Source organism: Brevundimonas sp. M20 (assembly GCF_006547065.1).
Taxonomy (GTDB): domain Bacteria; phylum Pseudomonadota; class Alphaproteobacteria; order Caulobacterales; family Caulobacteraceae; genus Brevundimonas.
In genome coordinates this window covers 1,865,807-1,878,481 of record NZ_CP041243.1, presented here as the reverse complement: position 1 = coordinate 1,878,481, position 12,675 = coordinate 1,865,807, and the positions used below count along the sequence as shown (strand labels likewise).

At 67.6% G+C, this 12,675-nt stretch carries 14 protein-coding genes; 13 read left to right on the top strand and 1 reads right to left on the bottom strand.

Annotation, left to right across the window (positions count from 1 at the left end; genetic code table 11):
* Positions 1–68 precede the first annotated feature (68 nt).
* From FKQ52_RS09050 to FKQ52_RS09030, 5 genes are read left to right on the top strand one after another with little or no spacing between them, the layout of a single operon-like run.
* Positions 69–872, top strand: a complete 804-nt coding sequence (locus FKQ52_RS09050) for a septal ring lytic transglycosylase RlpA family protein (RefSeq protein ID WP_370450938.1) — start codon at positions 69–71, stop codon at positions 870–872.
* 37 nt (positions 873–909) lie between these two features.
* Entirely contained in the window at positions 910–1,536 is a 627-nt protein-coding gene (tmk, locus tag FKQ52_RS09045) for a dTMP kinase (RefSeq protein ID WP_141626886.1), read from the top strand.
* Positions 1,533–2,513, top strand: coding sequence for a DNA polymerase III subunit delta' (locus tag FKQ52_RS09040; RefSeq protein WP_141626885.1), 981 nt, complete (start codon positions 1,533–1,535; stop codon positions 2,511–2,513). Before tmk ends, FKQ52_RS09040 begins: the two co-directional genes overlap by 4 nt.
* A complete protein-coding gene (locus tag FKQ52_RS09035) occupies positions 2,510–3,298 on the top strand; it encodes a TatD family hydrolase (RefSeq protein WP_141626884.1) in 789 nt (262 codons plus the stop codon). The genes FKQ52_RS09040 and FKQ52_RS09035 overlap by 4 nt, the downstream gene beginning before the upstream one ends.
* A complete protein-coding gene (locus tag FKQ52_RS09030; protein ID WP_141626883.1) occupies positions 3,298–4,092 on the top strand; it encodes an MBL fold metallo-hydrolase in 795 nt (264 codons plus the stop codon). Before FKQ52_RS09035 ends, FKQ52_RS09030 begins: the two co-directional genes overlap by 1 nt.
* Before the next feature lie 100 nt (positions 4,093–4,192).
* On the opposite strand, the gene hemB is transcribed toward FKQ52_RS09030, so the two are convergent.
* Positions 4,193–5,197, bottom strand: coding sequence for a porphobilinogen synthase (gene hemB / locus FKQ52_RS09025; protein WP_141626882.1), 1,005 nt, complete (start codon positions 5,195–5,197; stop codon positions 4,193–4,195).
* A gap of 217 nt (positions 5,198–5,414) precedes the next feature.
* Between hemB and FKQ52_RS09020 the strand changes: the two genes are divergently transcribed.
* The 8 genes from FKQ52_RS09020 to FKQ52_RS08985 all read left to right on the top strand — a co-directional run bounded on the left by FKQ52_RS09020 (position 5,415) and on the right by FKQ52_RS08985 (position 12,634).
* Positions 5,415–6,554 (top strand): isobutyryl-CoA dehydrogenase, encoded by a 1,140-nt coding sequence (locus FKQ52_RS09020; protein WP_141626881.1) that lies wholly within the window; start codon positions 5,415–5,417, stop codon positions 6,552–6,554.
* Positions 6,551–6,883 carry a hypothetical protein gene (locus tag FKQ52_RS09015; protein WP_141626880.1) on the top strand — a complete coding sequence of 111 codons (333 nt, stop codon included), beginning with the start codon at positions 6,551–6,553 and terminating at the stop codon, positions 6,881–6,883. Before FKQ52_RS09020 ends, FKQ52_RS09015 begins: the two co-directional genes overlap by 4 nt.
* Positions 6,880–7,932, top strand: coding sequence for an enoyl-CoA hydratase/isomerase family protein (locus FKQ52_RS09010; protein ID WP_141626879.1), 1,053 nt, complete (start codon positions 6,880–6,882; stop codon positions 7,930–7,932). The genes FKQ52_RS09015 and FKQ52_RS09010 overlap by 4 nt, the downstream gene beginning before the upstream one ends.
* Before the next feature lie 67 nt (positions 7,933–7,999).
* Complete coding sequence (locus FKQ52_RS09005) at positions 8,000–8,794, top strand: class I SAM-dependent methyltransferase (protein ID WP_141626878.1); 795 nt, start codon at positions 8,000–8,002, stop codon at positions 8,792–8,794.
* A gap of 27 nt (positions 8,795–8,821) precedes the next feature.
* Complete coding sequence (locus FKQ52_RS09000; protein ID WP_141626877.1) at positions 8,822–9,616, top strand: class I SAM-dependent methyltransferase; 795 nt, start codon at positions 8,822–8,824, stop codon at positions 9,614–9,616.
* A gap of 64 nt (positions 9,617–9,680) precedes the next feature.
* On the top strand, positions 9,681–10,586 hold the full coding sequence (gene mmsB / locus FKQ52_RS08995; RefSeq protein WP_141626876.1) for a 3-hydroxyisobutyrate dehydrogenase: 906 nt from the start codon (positions 9,681–9,683) through the stop codon (positions 10,584–10,586).
* 175 nt (positions 10,587–10,761) lie between these two features.
* Entirely contained in the window at positions 10,762–11,988 is a 1,227-nt protein-coding gene (gene hemA / locus FKQ52_RS08990) for a 5-aminolevulinate synthase (RefSeq protein ID WP_240811806.1), read from the top strand.
* 28 nt (positions 11,989–12,016) lie between these two features.
* A complete protein-coding gene (locus FKQ52_RS08985; RefSeq protein ID WP_370451058.1) occupies positions 12,017–12,634 on the top strand; it encodes a methyltransferase in 618 nt (205 codons plus the stop codon).
* The last annotated feature ends 41 nt before the right edge of the window (positions 12,635–12,675 follow it).

Genomic DNA, 12,675 nt, shown 5'->3' with positions numbered 1-12,675 from the left:
ACCCTCAAACGGCGCGTTAACCAAAGCGGAAATGTCCGTGTGGCATCCGGATCTCCACAAGGATCGGGATGATGACGGCAAGACTGCTCAAGGGCGCCTGTATCGTGGCGCTGCTGCCCCTGATGGCGGCGTGCGCGACCGGGGCGCGGTCGACAGGCGGGGCGCGTCTTCCGGTCGTCACCGATCCGGCGCCGATCGTATCGGGCACCATGCGGCCCTATCAGATCCGGGGGCGCTGGTATCGCCCGGCGGAGCAGCCGAACTACGACGAGACCGGAACCGCCTCCTGGTACGGGGACCAGTTCAACGGCCGCCCGACCGCGACGGGCGAGCGGTTCGACATGTACGCCCTGACCGCCGCTCACAAGACCTTGCCGCTGCCGGGTCTGGTCGAGGTCACCAATCTGGCCAACGGACGCAGCATCGTGGTGCGGATCAATGATCGGGGACCGTTCGTGGACGGGCGGATCATCGACCTGTCGCGCGGCGCCGCCGACCAGCTGGGCATGCTTCAGCAAGGCGTGGGCGAGGTGAGGGTGCGCTACCTCGGTCCGGCGCCGCGTCTCGGCTCGGCCCAGCCGCTGCAGTACGCCGCCACCGTCGCGCCCGGGCCGCCGCCGCCGCGTCCCGAGCCTGCCGCCGAGGCCGGTCGGTTCTGGATTCAGGCCGGATCGTTCAGCGACCGCCGCGCCGCTCGCCGGGTGGCGGATCGTCTCGGCGACCGGGCGACCGTCGATGTGGCGGGGCAGGGCGATTCGCCCGCTTACCGGGTTCTGGTCGGCCCCTGGACCGACGCCAACGCCGCCGAACACGCCCGTCAGGCCGTGGTCGCGCGCGGATATGCGGACGCCCTGTTGATATCGGGCCGCTAAGGCTTGTTTCAGTCGGCGGGGTCGCCATTGTGCGCCGGTGACCCACGGCAGATTCATTACGTTCGAAGGCGGCGAAGGCGCCGGCAAGTCCACGCAGGTCGGCCGGCTGGTCGATCGGCTGCGCGAGCGCGAGATCGACGTCGTGCGCACGCGTGAGCCCGGCGGTTCGCAGGGCGCTGAAGAAATCCGCAATATCGCCCTGAACGGCGACGCCGGGCGCTGGTCGCCGCTGACCGAGACCATGCTGATGTTCGCCGCCCGCAGCGATCATCTGGAGAAGACCATCCGCCCCGCGCTCGAGGCCGGTCGCTGGGTGGTTTGCGATCGCTTCGCCGATTCCAGCCGCGCCTATCAGGGGGCCGGCGGCGGCACGCCCGCCGACTTTATCGAAACCCTCGACGCCGCCATCGTCGGCGACACCCAGCCGGACCTGACCCTGATCTTCGACCTGCCGGTCGAGGTGGGTCTGGAGCGCGCCTTCGGACGCGGCCTGTTCGAGACCCGGTTCGAGTCCAAGGGGCTGGAGTTCCATGAGAGACTTCGCCGCCGTTTCCTTGAAATCGCGAAAGAAAAGTCTGATCGCTGCGTGGTGATTGACGCCACGGGGGATGAGGAGGCGGTGGCCGCTCGCGTCTGGGCCGCCATTGAGGGTCGGCTGCTGTGAGCGAGCACCCTCGGGACCGTTTTGACCTGATCCCGGACGCCGCCGCCGAGGCCGCCTTTGTCGATGCCCAGCAACGTGGCCGCCTGCATCACGCCTGGCTGCTGTGCGGGGTGGAGGGCTCGGGCAAGGCGACCTTCGCCTACCGCGCGGCCCGTCGTCTGCTGGGCGCGGCGCCGAACCCGTCGCGCGGACCTCTGGGCGCGGACTCCTATGATCCTGTGTCCCGCCAGATCGCGGCCCAGTCCCATCCGGATCTGCTGGTGCTGGAGCGGCTGGTCGAGGGCGGCAAGACGAAGAAGTCGATCTCGGTCGATCAGGCGCGCGACCTGCCGGAGTTCTTCTCCAAGAGCCCGTCCCAGGCCCATTATCGGGTGGCTATCATCGACGCTGCGGATGATCTGAACCTGAACGCCGCCAACGCCTTGCTGAAGGTTCTTGAAGAACCGCCGGAACGAGGCGTGCTGTTTCTCGTCACCCATGCGCCGGGCCGGCTGCTGGCCACCATCCGGTCGCGTTGCCGCCGTCTGGCCTTCCCGGTCTGGCCGCAACATGCGCTGGAGGAGATGGTCCGCAATCGCACCGGCGTGTCCTCGGCCGAGGCGTCGCGCATCGCCGGCATGGCCGGCGGCTCGCCCGGTCAGGCGCTGGCGCTGGCGTCCGGTGCGACGCTGGAGGCCGATCAGATCGCGCAGGACTGGGTGAACGCTGAGCACGTCGACCGCGCCGAAGCCCTCGCCATCGCCGACAAGTTCCGCGGCGCCGAGGGACAGGAGCGGTTCGAAACCCTGATGGAGCGCCTGATCGCCGCCGTGAAGGTGCGCGCTCTTGAAGAAGGCGCGTCCGGCGCCAAATGGGCGGACCTGTGGACCCGGTTGTCTGATCTGCCGGACCGCACAGCCGCCATCAATCTGGACCGGGCCGATGTGCTGGCCGGGGCGCTGGCGGACCTGCAACGCACCAAGGCCGCCCGCGGATGATCATCGACAGTCACGTCAACCTGCACGCCGTCCAGTTCGATGAGGACCGGGACGAGGTGATCGCCCGCGCCCGTCAGGCCGGGGTGCAGATGATGGTCGAGATTTCGGACAAGCTGTCGACCTTCGAGGCGACGCACGGTCTGGCGATGGCGCACGACGACATCTGGTGCACGGTCGGCGTTCATCCTCATGAGGCGAAGGATTATACCGACCTGACCGCCGCCCGGCTGGTCGAACTGGCGCACCGGCCGCGCGTCGTCGGCGTCGGCGAGTGCGGTCTGGACTTCCACTATGACCTCAGCCCGCGTGAGGAGCAGGCGGCGGTGTTCCGTCAGCATATCGAGGCGTCCCGCCTGACCGGCCTGCCGCTCGTCGTGCACACGCGCGAAGCCGACGACGTCATGGCGGCCATCCTTGAGGAAGAACAGGCCAGGGCGCCGTTCAAATTCCTCATGCACTGCTACACCAGTGGGCCTGAACTGGCTGAAAGAGCAGCGAAACTCGGCGGCTGGTTCTCGGTGTCCGGCATCGCGACCTTCAAGGCGGCGCAGGCCGTGCGCGATATCATCGCCGTCATGCCGGCCGACCGGATCATCGTCGAAACCGACTGCCCCTATCTTGCGCCGATCCCGCATCGGGGGCGCAGGAACGAACCGGCCTACGTCGGCCATGTGCTGGACAAGCTGGCCGAAATCCGGGGCTGGTCCCGGGAAGAGGCCGAGGCCCGCACCACCGACGCCTTCTTCGCCCTGTTCGACCGCATCCCTCGACCGGAAGGGCAGTGATGGACGATCTGGAAGTCGTCATCCTGGGCAGCGGCTCTTCCGGGGGCGTGCCGCGCGGCGACGGCGACTGGGGCGCCTGTGATCCGTCGGAGCCGAAGAACGCCCGTACCCGCTGTTCGGCCCTGATTCGTCGCCATGGGCCGGACGGCGTGACCAGCGTGCTGATCGACACCTCGCCCGATCTGCGCGCCCAGATGCTGATGGCCGGGGTCCGGCACGTGGACGCCGTTCTCTACACCCACGACCACGCGGACCAGACCCACGGAATTGATGATCTGCGGGTGTTCGCCATGCGGGCCCGCAAGCGCATCCCCGCCTATATGGACACCGCCACCCGCGCGGCCCTGACCGACCGGTTCGGCTATATTTTCGAGATGGTGGAGGGGTATCCGCCGATCCTCGATCTGCGGGATATTCCCGCGCACGGCGTCCCCTGGTCTGTGGATGGAGCGGGCGGGCCGATTCCGGTCGTCACCTTCGACCAGATCCATGGCCCAATCCGCTCGGTCGGCTACCGGATGGGTGGCATCGCCTATTCCAGCGACGTCTCCGATCTTGACGAAGCGGCGATTGAAGCCGTGCGCGGCTGCGACCTCTGGATCGTCGACGCCCTGCGCTGGACGGCCCATCCGACCCATGCCCATGTGGACAAGGCGCTCGACTGGATCGCCCGCGCGCAGGTCGGGCGGGCCCTCCTGACAAATCTGCATATTGATCTGGATTACAATGCCTTGTCGGCAGTTGTTCCGGACAATGTCGAAGTCGCCTACGACGGCTGGCGGGCGCGGGTCTGAGTGCGGCGACCTGAAACAGGGGCCGCCGCGACGGGCTCGGGCGTGCGCGTGGTGAACCCGCGCCGGCCAGCGAAACCCGGTGACGCTTCGATGAAGTTTGTCAGGCGCCCAGCAGGCGGGCGGCTTGCGGGGCGAAATAGGTCAGCACCCCGGCCGCCCCGGCGCGCTTGAAGGCATGCAGGCTTTCCAGAATGGCCCGCTCCTCGTCCAGCCATCCGTTGGCCATCGAGGCGCGCATCATCGCGTACTCGCCGGACACCTGATAGGCGAAGGTCGGCAGGTGGAAGGTCTCCGACACCCGCCGCACGATGTCGAGGTAAAGCATCCCCGGCTTGACCATCACGGCGTCGGCGCCTTCCGAGATGTCCATGGCCACCTCGCGCAGGGCCTCCTCGGTGTTGGCGTAGTCCATCTGATAGGTCTTCTTGTCCCCGGTCAGCTGCTTGGCCGAGCCCACGGCGTCACGATAGGGGCCATAGAAGGCCGAGGCGTACTTGGCGGCGTAGGACATGATCAGGGTGTCCGAATAACCGTTGGCCTCCAGCGCCTCGCGGATCGCCTGGACCCGGCCGTCCATCATGTCTGACGGAGCCACGATGTCGGCCCCGGCGTGGGCGTGGATGAAGGCCTGTTCGGACAGGCGCTCCAGCGTCGCGTCGTTCAGGATGCGGTCGCCCTCGACCACGCCGTCGTGGCCGTGGTCGGTGTAGCAGTCCAGCGCCACGTCGGTCATCACGCCGATCCCGGGCACGGCGTCCTTGATGGCCTTGATGCAGTCGGGGATCAGGCCGTCCGGATCGGTCGCGCCGGTCCCGACGCCGTCCTTGATCGAACCCTCCACATTGGGGAACAGCGCCAGCAGGGGAATGCCCAGCGAATGGGCTTCCTGCGCGGCCTCCGCGGCGGCCTTGGGCGACAGGCGCGACACGCCCGGCATCGAGGCCACCGGAACCCGGTCTTCCTTCCCGTCGTGCACGATCAACGGCCAGACCAGATCAGCCGGTGTCAGCGTGGTCTCGGCCACCAGACGGCGCACCCAGGGGCTGGAACGCAGGCGGCGTGGACGGGCGTAGGGGAAGGCGGCGGGAGGGAAGGGCTGGGTCATGGCGGCCTCTTAGACCCGTTGGCCGGGCGGGTGAAGGCGCTGAGGGTTTGGTGAAGAGTGCCAGTGAGTAGCGAGCCGCCGCCGCATCCGCCTCCCGCGCGCTCCCACTCACTACTCACTGGCGCTCTTCAATCCCGCCTCTCCCCACGAGAGCGACGACCCGCTAGAAGCGGCGCGAACCGGCCCGACAGAGGCCGACAGACTTGAGGAAACACACATGGACTTCGCCCTCACCGACGATCAGCGCGCCATTCAGGACGCCGCCCGCGCCTTCGCCGAGGCCGAGCTGGCGCCGCACAGCGCCGAGTGGGACGAGACCAAGCATTTCCCCGTCGACGTCATGCGTCACGCGGCCGAGATGGGCTTCTGCGGTATCTACACCGGCGAGGAACATGGCGGCATGGCCCTGGGTCGCGTCGAGGCGGCGCTGATCTTCGAGGAGCTGTCGCGCGGCGACGTCTCAACCGCCGCCTTCATCTCGATCCACAACATGGCGACATGGATGATCGACAGCTTCGGCTCGGCCGATCTGCGCGCCCGCTATGTGCCGTCGCTGGTGACGATGGAAAAGATCGCCAGCTATTGCCTGACCGAGCCGGGCTCGGGCTCTGACGCCGCCGCCATGCGCACGACCGCCCGGCTGGAGGGCGACGAGTGGGTGCTGAACGGCTCCAAGGCCTTCATCTCGGGCGCAGGGACGTCTGACGTCTATGTGGTCATGGCCCGCACGGGCGAGCCGGGCGCCAAGGGCATCTCGGCCTTCGTGGTCGATCTGGGCACGCCCGGCCTGTCGTTCGGCGCGCAGGAGAAGAAGATGGGCTGGAACTCCCAGCCTACCGCCATCGTCAGCTTTGACGACTGCCGCATCCCGGCCGAGAACCTGCTCGGCAAGGAAGGCGACGGTTTCCGCTACGCCATGATGGGTCTGGACGGTGGCCGTCTGAACATCGCCGCGTGCTCGTTGGGCGGCGCTCGCCTCGCCCTGGAGACGGCGCAGGACTACGTCTCGACCCGGAAGCAGTTCGGCAAGGCCCTGACCGAGTTCCAGAACACCCAGTTCAAGCTGGCCGACATGGCGACCCAGCTGGACGCCTGCCGCCTGATGGTCCTGCGCGGGGCCTGGGCCATCGACACCGGCCACCCGGAAAAGACCAAATGGTGCGCCATGGCCAAGCGCTTCACCACGGACGCCTGTTTCCAGATCGCGGACGAGGCCCTGCAGCTGCACGGCGGCTACGGCTATCTGAAGGACTATCCGCTGGAGCGCATCGTTCGCGACCTGCGCGTCCACCGCATCCTTGAAGGCACCAACGAGATCATGCGCGTCATCACGGCGCGGGAGATGCTTCGGCAGTGACCTCTCCCGTCGTGTGCGAACGGACCTATCAGACCGAGCGCGACGGACAGGTCCGCCCGGTGCCGGTCCGTTGGCGCAAACCGGTCCCGGATCCACGCGGCGACTGGGCTTGCGAATATGAGATTGAATGGCCGGATCGCGAACCTCGGATTTCGAGGGCTTTCGGCGTCGATTCTGTGCAGGCGCTGTACCTTGCCCTGCAGAACGTCGCTTCCGAACTGTATACTGCGAAGCCAGCTGTCTTCCTGTTTGAACCCGACGACATTCTGCACCTTCCCACCGCCGGGCTCGAAGACCTCGAATCCGCCCGTACGAAAGGCCGTTCGTGACCACCGAACCCGAAATCCTCACCCGCGTGTCCTCCGGCGTCGGGATCATCACCCTGAACCGGCCCAAGGCCCTGCATGCGCTGAACCGCGCCATGTGCGACGCCATGATCGAGGCGCTGCTGGCGTGGCGCGGGGACGAGGCCGTTCAGTCGGTGCTGATCGATCACTCTGGCGAACGCGGCTTCTGCGCGGGCGGAGACATCCGCATGATCGCCGAGAGCGGGGCAGGGGACGCGTCGGAGGCGAAGGCCTTCTTCCGCGCCGAGTACCAGCTGAACCACCTGCTGTTCGACTATCCCAAGCCGGTGACCGCCATTGTGGACGGCATCGTCATGGGCGGCGGCGTCGGCATTTCCGAGCCGGCCACGGTCCGCATCGCGACCGAGCGCACCACCTACGCCATGCCCGAGACCGGCATCGGTCTGTTCCCTGATGTGGGCGGCGGCTGGTTCCTGCCGCGCCTGCCGGGACAGACGGGCATCTGGCTGGCCCTGACCGGCGCGCGGCTGAAGGCGGCGGACACCGTCTTCCTGGGCATCCACACCCATTATCTGCCGACCGATGCTCTGGAAGCCTTCCGCGCCATCCTGTCCGCCGATCCGGCCTATCCGATCGACGTGGCCGACGGGCTCGAGGATGATCCGGGCGAGGCGCCGATCGAGGTGCATCTGGAGGCCATCGACCGCTTGTTCGCCTTCGACACGGTCGAGGAAATCTTCGCGGCGCTGGAGGCTGACGGCTCGGAATGGGCGCTGGCCCAGTTGGCGATCCTGAAGACCAAGTCGCCCCAGTCGCTGAAGGTGTCGCTGCGCCAGATGCGTCTCGGCGCGACGTTCGAGACGTTCGCGCAGAACATGGCGATGGAGTTCGCCCTGGGTGGTCGCGTGGTCTCGACCCACGATTTCCAGGAAGGCGTGCGCGCCGTCATCGTCGACAAGGACAATGCGCCAGAATGGTCGCCCGCCGACCTGTCGGGCGTGACCGACGCCACGCTTGACGCCCTGTTTGCTCCGCTGCCTGCGGATGAGGAATGGAAGCCGCTGTCCTGAGTGACGACAGGGCCTTGCATCCGGGCTGACTAAGCGTAGCTTCCGCTGCGCAAATCAGGGGTCATCCATGCTGAGAACCGCCGCCGTCGTCGCCTGCGCTGTCGCCCTGTCGGGCTGCATCATCATCAGCAATGATGGGGAGGAGCGGACGGTTGTTCACACCGCCGCACCGGCGGCGTCCGCCTCGGCTTCGCCCGAGCTTCGCTACGCCGACGCCCTGTCGGACAGCCGTCGCCTGCCGGAAGAAGTCGCCCGTGACCCGCTGCGCAAGCCGGCCGACATGCTGGCCTTCATCAACCTCCAGCCGGGCCACGTCATCGCGGATATCCGGCCGGAGGAGGGCTATTTCACCCGCCTGTTCGCCCCGGTCGTCGGCGCCGGTGGTCATGTCTACGCCTTCGTGCCGAACCAGACCGCGGGCCGCGAAAACGCCTTCGCCGACACCCTGGCCTCGACCTACTCCAACACCACCCGCGTCACCGGCCAGCTGGAGACCATGACCTTCGACCAGCCGCTGGACGTGGTGTTCATGGGCGAGGAGTACCACGACTTCACCATCCCCCGGTTCAACGTCGATGTGGCGGCCATGAACCGCCGGGTGTTCGAGGTGCTCAAGCCGGGCGGCCTCTATGTCATCCTTGACCATCAGGCGGCCGACGGCGCGGGCATCTCGGTCGCGGGCAGCCTGCACAGGATCGAGGCCGCCGAGCTGCGGCGTCAGGTCGAGGCCGCCGGCTTCATCTACGACGGTGAGACCAGCGCGGTCCGCGTGCCGTCCGACGACCACACCCTGTCGGTCTTCGACGCCTCGATCCGGGGCAAGACCGACCGCTTCGTCTATCGCTTCAGAAAACCTCGCTGAGACGGGGTGAACACCGGGAGAGAGACCATGCGTCGTTGCTTGCCACTGACCGCCTTCGCGGTCATCGCCCTGAGCGGCCCCGCTTTCGCTCAGGCCGTCCGGGAACCATTGCCCCCGCAAGCCCCGGTGCATGTGATGTCGGGCAGCCGTGTGGACTACGCCGCCCTGTTGGCCTCGCCGCTTCGCCCGGAAGAAGACCGCGCCCGCGACGCGGCCCGCCAGACCGCGATCACGCTGGACTTCACAGGCGTCCAGCCGGGGTGGAAAGTCGCCGACATGATCATCGGCGGCGGCTACTTTACCCGCGCCTTCGCCGCCGTGGTCGGGCCGGAAGGCCACGTCACGGCTTGGCAGCCGGACGAATTCATCGGTTTTCAGGCGTCCTATGGCGAGGCCGTGACCGCCGCCGACGCCCTGCCGAACGTGGACGGCGTCCACAGCGCCATCGGCGCCCCGGTGTTTCCGTCCGGCCTCGACCTGGTCTTCACCGCCCAAAACTACCACGACCTCCACCTGCGTCCGTTCGCGACGGACACAGCGGCGAAGGTCAACGCGGCGGTCTTTGCGGCGCTGAGGCCGGGCGGCTATTACGTCATCATAGACCACGAGGCTGTGAGCGGTTCTGACCTCTCGGTCGCCGACAGCCTTCACCGGATCGATTCCGACATCGTGATCCGTGAGGTCGAGGCCGCCGGTTTTGAGTTTGACAGCGCCGGCGCCGCCCTGTGGAACGATGCCGATCCCCGCACGGCCAACGTCTTCGATCCCTCGATCCGGGGTCATACCAGCCAGTTCATGCTGCGGTTCCGCAAGCCGGGCTGACGCAGCGCTGGCCTTCCACGCCGACCCCCGCTAACCCTCCCTCAAAATCAAAGGGAGACGCGCCATGACCACCACCATCGCCTTCATCGGGCTGGGCAACATGGGCGGGGGCATGGCCGCCAATCAGGCGAAGGCGGGCCACACTGTCCTGGCCTTCGATCTGTCGCAGGCCGCGCTGGACCGCGCCGCCGCCGCGGGCTGCACCCCGGTCGCCAGCGTCACCGAGGCGGTGAAGTCCGCCGACATCGTCATCACCATGCTGCCGGCCGGGCCGCATGTGCTGAAGGTCTATTCGGAGCAGATCATCGGCGCCGCGCCGTCGTCGGCCCTGCTTCTGGACTGCTCGACCATCGACGTGGACACCGCCCGCAAGGTCGCCGGTCTGGCCAAGGAAGCGGGCTATGCCTTCGCCGACGCCCCCGTGTCCGGCGGCACCATGGCGGCCGAGGCCGGGACGCTGGCCTTCATGGTCGGCTGCGACGAGCCGGAGTTCGCCCGCATCGAGGCGGCGCTGGAGCCGATGAGCCGCGCCACCTTCCGCGCCGGCGACCATGGGGCGGGGCAGGCAGCCAAGATCTGCAACAACATGATCCTCGGCATCACCATGCTGGGCACCTGCGAAGCCATCGGCCTGGCCGAGAAGCTGGGTCTCGACCCGGTGAAGATGTTCGACATCGTCGCCAAGTCCTCGGGCCAGAGCTGGTCCACCACGACCTATTATCCGTGGCCCGGCCCGGTGCCGACCGCCCCGTCCAACCGCAACTATGACGGCGGTTTCGCCGCCGCCATGATGCTGAAGGACCTGAAACTGGCCCAGGACGCCGCCGCCAGGTCCGGTGCCTCGACCCCGCTGGGCGCCCAGACCGAGGCCCTGTTCCAGATGTTCAACGGGCTCGGCTACGGCGACCGCGACTTCTCGGCCATTCTCCAGATGCTGCGCGGCAAGCTGGATGAATTGCCGAAGGCTTGATCCACCTCAAGGCGGCGCATGACCTGTTCGCGGAACATGGCTCATGCGCAAGAACATTACTGAGAACCGTTATCAATTGAGGGGTTGCGACGATTTAGCGGCCCAATCGGATAGACTTTCTCAGGCTCGGGGCGCACATACGCCCCAATTGCAAAAGACCAGACGAGCCGCAGGGTTGTTCGACTACAGGGCCGCTTTCGAGACCGCCGTTGAGCAGGTGAAGGGCGAGGGACGCTACCGCGTCTTCGCCGACCTCAAGCGCGTGCGCGGTCAGTTCCCGCTGGCGAAGCGTCGCCGCGAGGATGGAACCGAGCAGGACGTCGTGGTCTGGTGCTCCAACGACTACCTCGGCATGGGCCAGCACCCGGCGGTGCTGGAGGCCATGCAGGTCGAGATTGACGAGGTCGGCGCCGGCGCCGGGGGCACCCGCAACATCTCCGGCACCACCCGTTCGGCGGTCGACCTGGAAGCCGAGCTGGCCAGCTGGCACCGGAAGGAAGCCGCGCTTCTCTTCACCTCGGGCTACGTCGCCAACGAGGCCGCGCTTTCGACCCTGCAGAAGATCCTGCCGGGCCTGATCACCTTCTCGGACTCGCTGAACCACGCCTCGATGATCGCGGGCATCCGCCACGGCGGCGGCGAGCGGCACATCTTCGCCCACAACGACCTCGAACACCTCGAAGCCCTGCTGCAGGCCGCGCCCGCCGATGCGCCCAAGCTGATCGCCTTCGAGAGCGTCTATTCGATGGACGGCGACATCGCCGACCTGGCCGGCACCATCGCGCTGGCGAAGAAGTACAACGCCCTGACCTATCTGGATGAAGTCCACGCCGTCGGCCTCTACGGCCAGACCGGCGCAGGCGTCGCCGAGCGCGACGGGGTCCTCGACCAGATCGACATTATCGAATGCACCCTCGGCAAGGCCATCGGCGTCATGGGCGGTTACATCGCCGCCGACAGCGTAATCGTCGACGCGATCCGCAGCTGGGCCTCGGGCTTCATCTTCACCACCAGCCTGCCGCCCGCCCTGACCGCCGGCGCCCTGGCCTCGGTGCGTCATCTGAAGGCTCACCCGGAGCTGCGCGACGCCCATCAGGAGCGCGCCGCCACCCTGAAGGCTCGCTTCGCCGCCGCCGGCATCCCGGTGATGGACTCGGTCAGCCACATCGTGCCGGTGCACGTGGGCAATCCCGTGCACTGCAAGATGATCTCCGACATGCTGCTGGAGCAGTACGGGGTCTATGTTCAGCCGATCAACTACCCGACCGTCCCCAAGGGCACGGAGCGCCTGCGCTTCACCCCGTCGCCGAACCACACCGACGCGATGATGGACGATCTGGTCAAGGCGATGGACGCCCTGTGGACCCACTGCAACGTGGTGCGTCTCCCTGCCGTCGCCTGAAGGTGACGGAAGCGCTGTCCGGCGCTTCATCCTCGACAACCTGACCCTTTCGCCCGCGCCTTCAAGGCCGGATATCCGCCTGTATGCGGCCCACGCGGCCAGCGGGCTGGACCGCCTGTCCGTCGATGACGCCGCGCCAGCGCCCTACTGGGCCTGGGGCTGGGGCGGCGGCGCGGCGTTGGCGAATTATCTGAAAGATCATCCCGAAGCGGTCGCGGGGCGCCGCGTCCTCGATCTCGGCTGCGGCTCCGGTATCGTCGGCATCGCGGCGATGAAGGCGGGCGCGGTCTCTGTGCTGGCCGTGGATATCGACCCGAACGCCGCCGCCGCAGCAGCACTGAACGCCGAAGCCAACGGCGTCGTCATCGAGACCCTGTGCGCCGACCTGCTGGACGGTCCGCCGCCGGACGTCGAGGTCGTGCTGGCCGGGGACGTCTTCTACAGCCGCGCGCTGGCGCGCCGGAGCCTGCCCTTCCTGCGTCGGTGCCGGGACGCCGGGGGATTGGTCCTGATCGGCGACCCGGGCCGGGCCAGCCTGCCGCGCACCCGCCTGAAACAGATCGCCGCCCTTGACGTCCCGGACTTCGGCAGTCCGACCCCGTGCCCGGCAGGGGTCTATCAACTGCGCGGCGATGCGCGCGGTTGACGCCCGGCGGCGTCCCGCCACACTTAACCTCAACGAAAGGG

Coding starts and splice junctions, on each gene's coding strand:
- FKQ52_RS09030 (WP_141626883.1), top strand. CDS start 3,298: ATGGACGATCTGGAAGTCGTCATCCTGGGCAGCGGCTCTTCCGGGGGC.
- FKQ52_RS09050 (WP_370450938.1), top strand. CDS start 69: ATGATGACGGCAAGACTGCTCAAGGGCGCCTGTATCGTGGCGCTGCTG.
- hemB (WP_141626882.1), bottom strand. CDS start 5,197: ATGACCCAGCCCTTCCCTCCCGCCGCCTTCCCCTACGCCCGTCCACGC.
- FKQ52_RS09020 (WP_141626881.1), top strand. CDS start 5,415: ATGGACTTCGCCCTCACCGACGATCAGCGCGCCATTCAGGACGCCGCC.
- FKQ52_RS09035 (WP_141626884.1), top strand. CDS start 2,510: ATGATCATCGACAGTCACGTCAACCTGCACGCCGTCCAGTTCGATGAG.
- FKQ52_RS09005 (WP_141626878.1), top strand. CDS start 8,000: ATGCTGAGAACCGCCGCCGTCGTCGCCTGCGCTGTCGCCCTGTCGGGC.
- FKQ52_RS09000 (WP_141626877.1), top strand. CDS start 8,822: ATGCGTCGTTGCTTGCCACTGACCGCCTTCGCGGTCATCGCCCTGAGC.
- mmsB (WP_141626876.1), top strand. CDS start 9,681: ATGACCACCACCATCGCCTTCATCGGGCTGGGCAACATGGGCGGGGGC.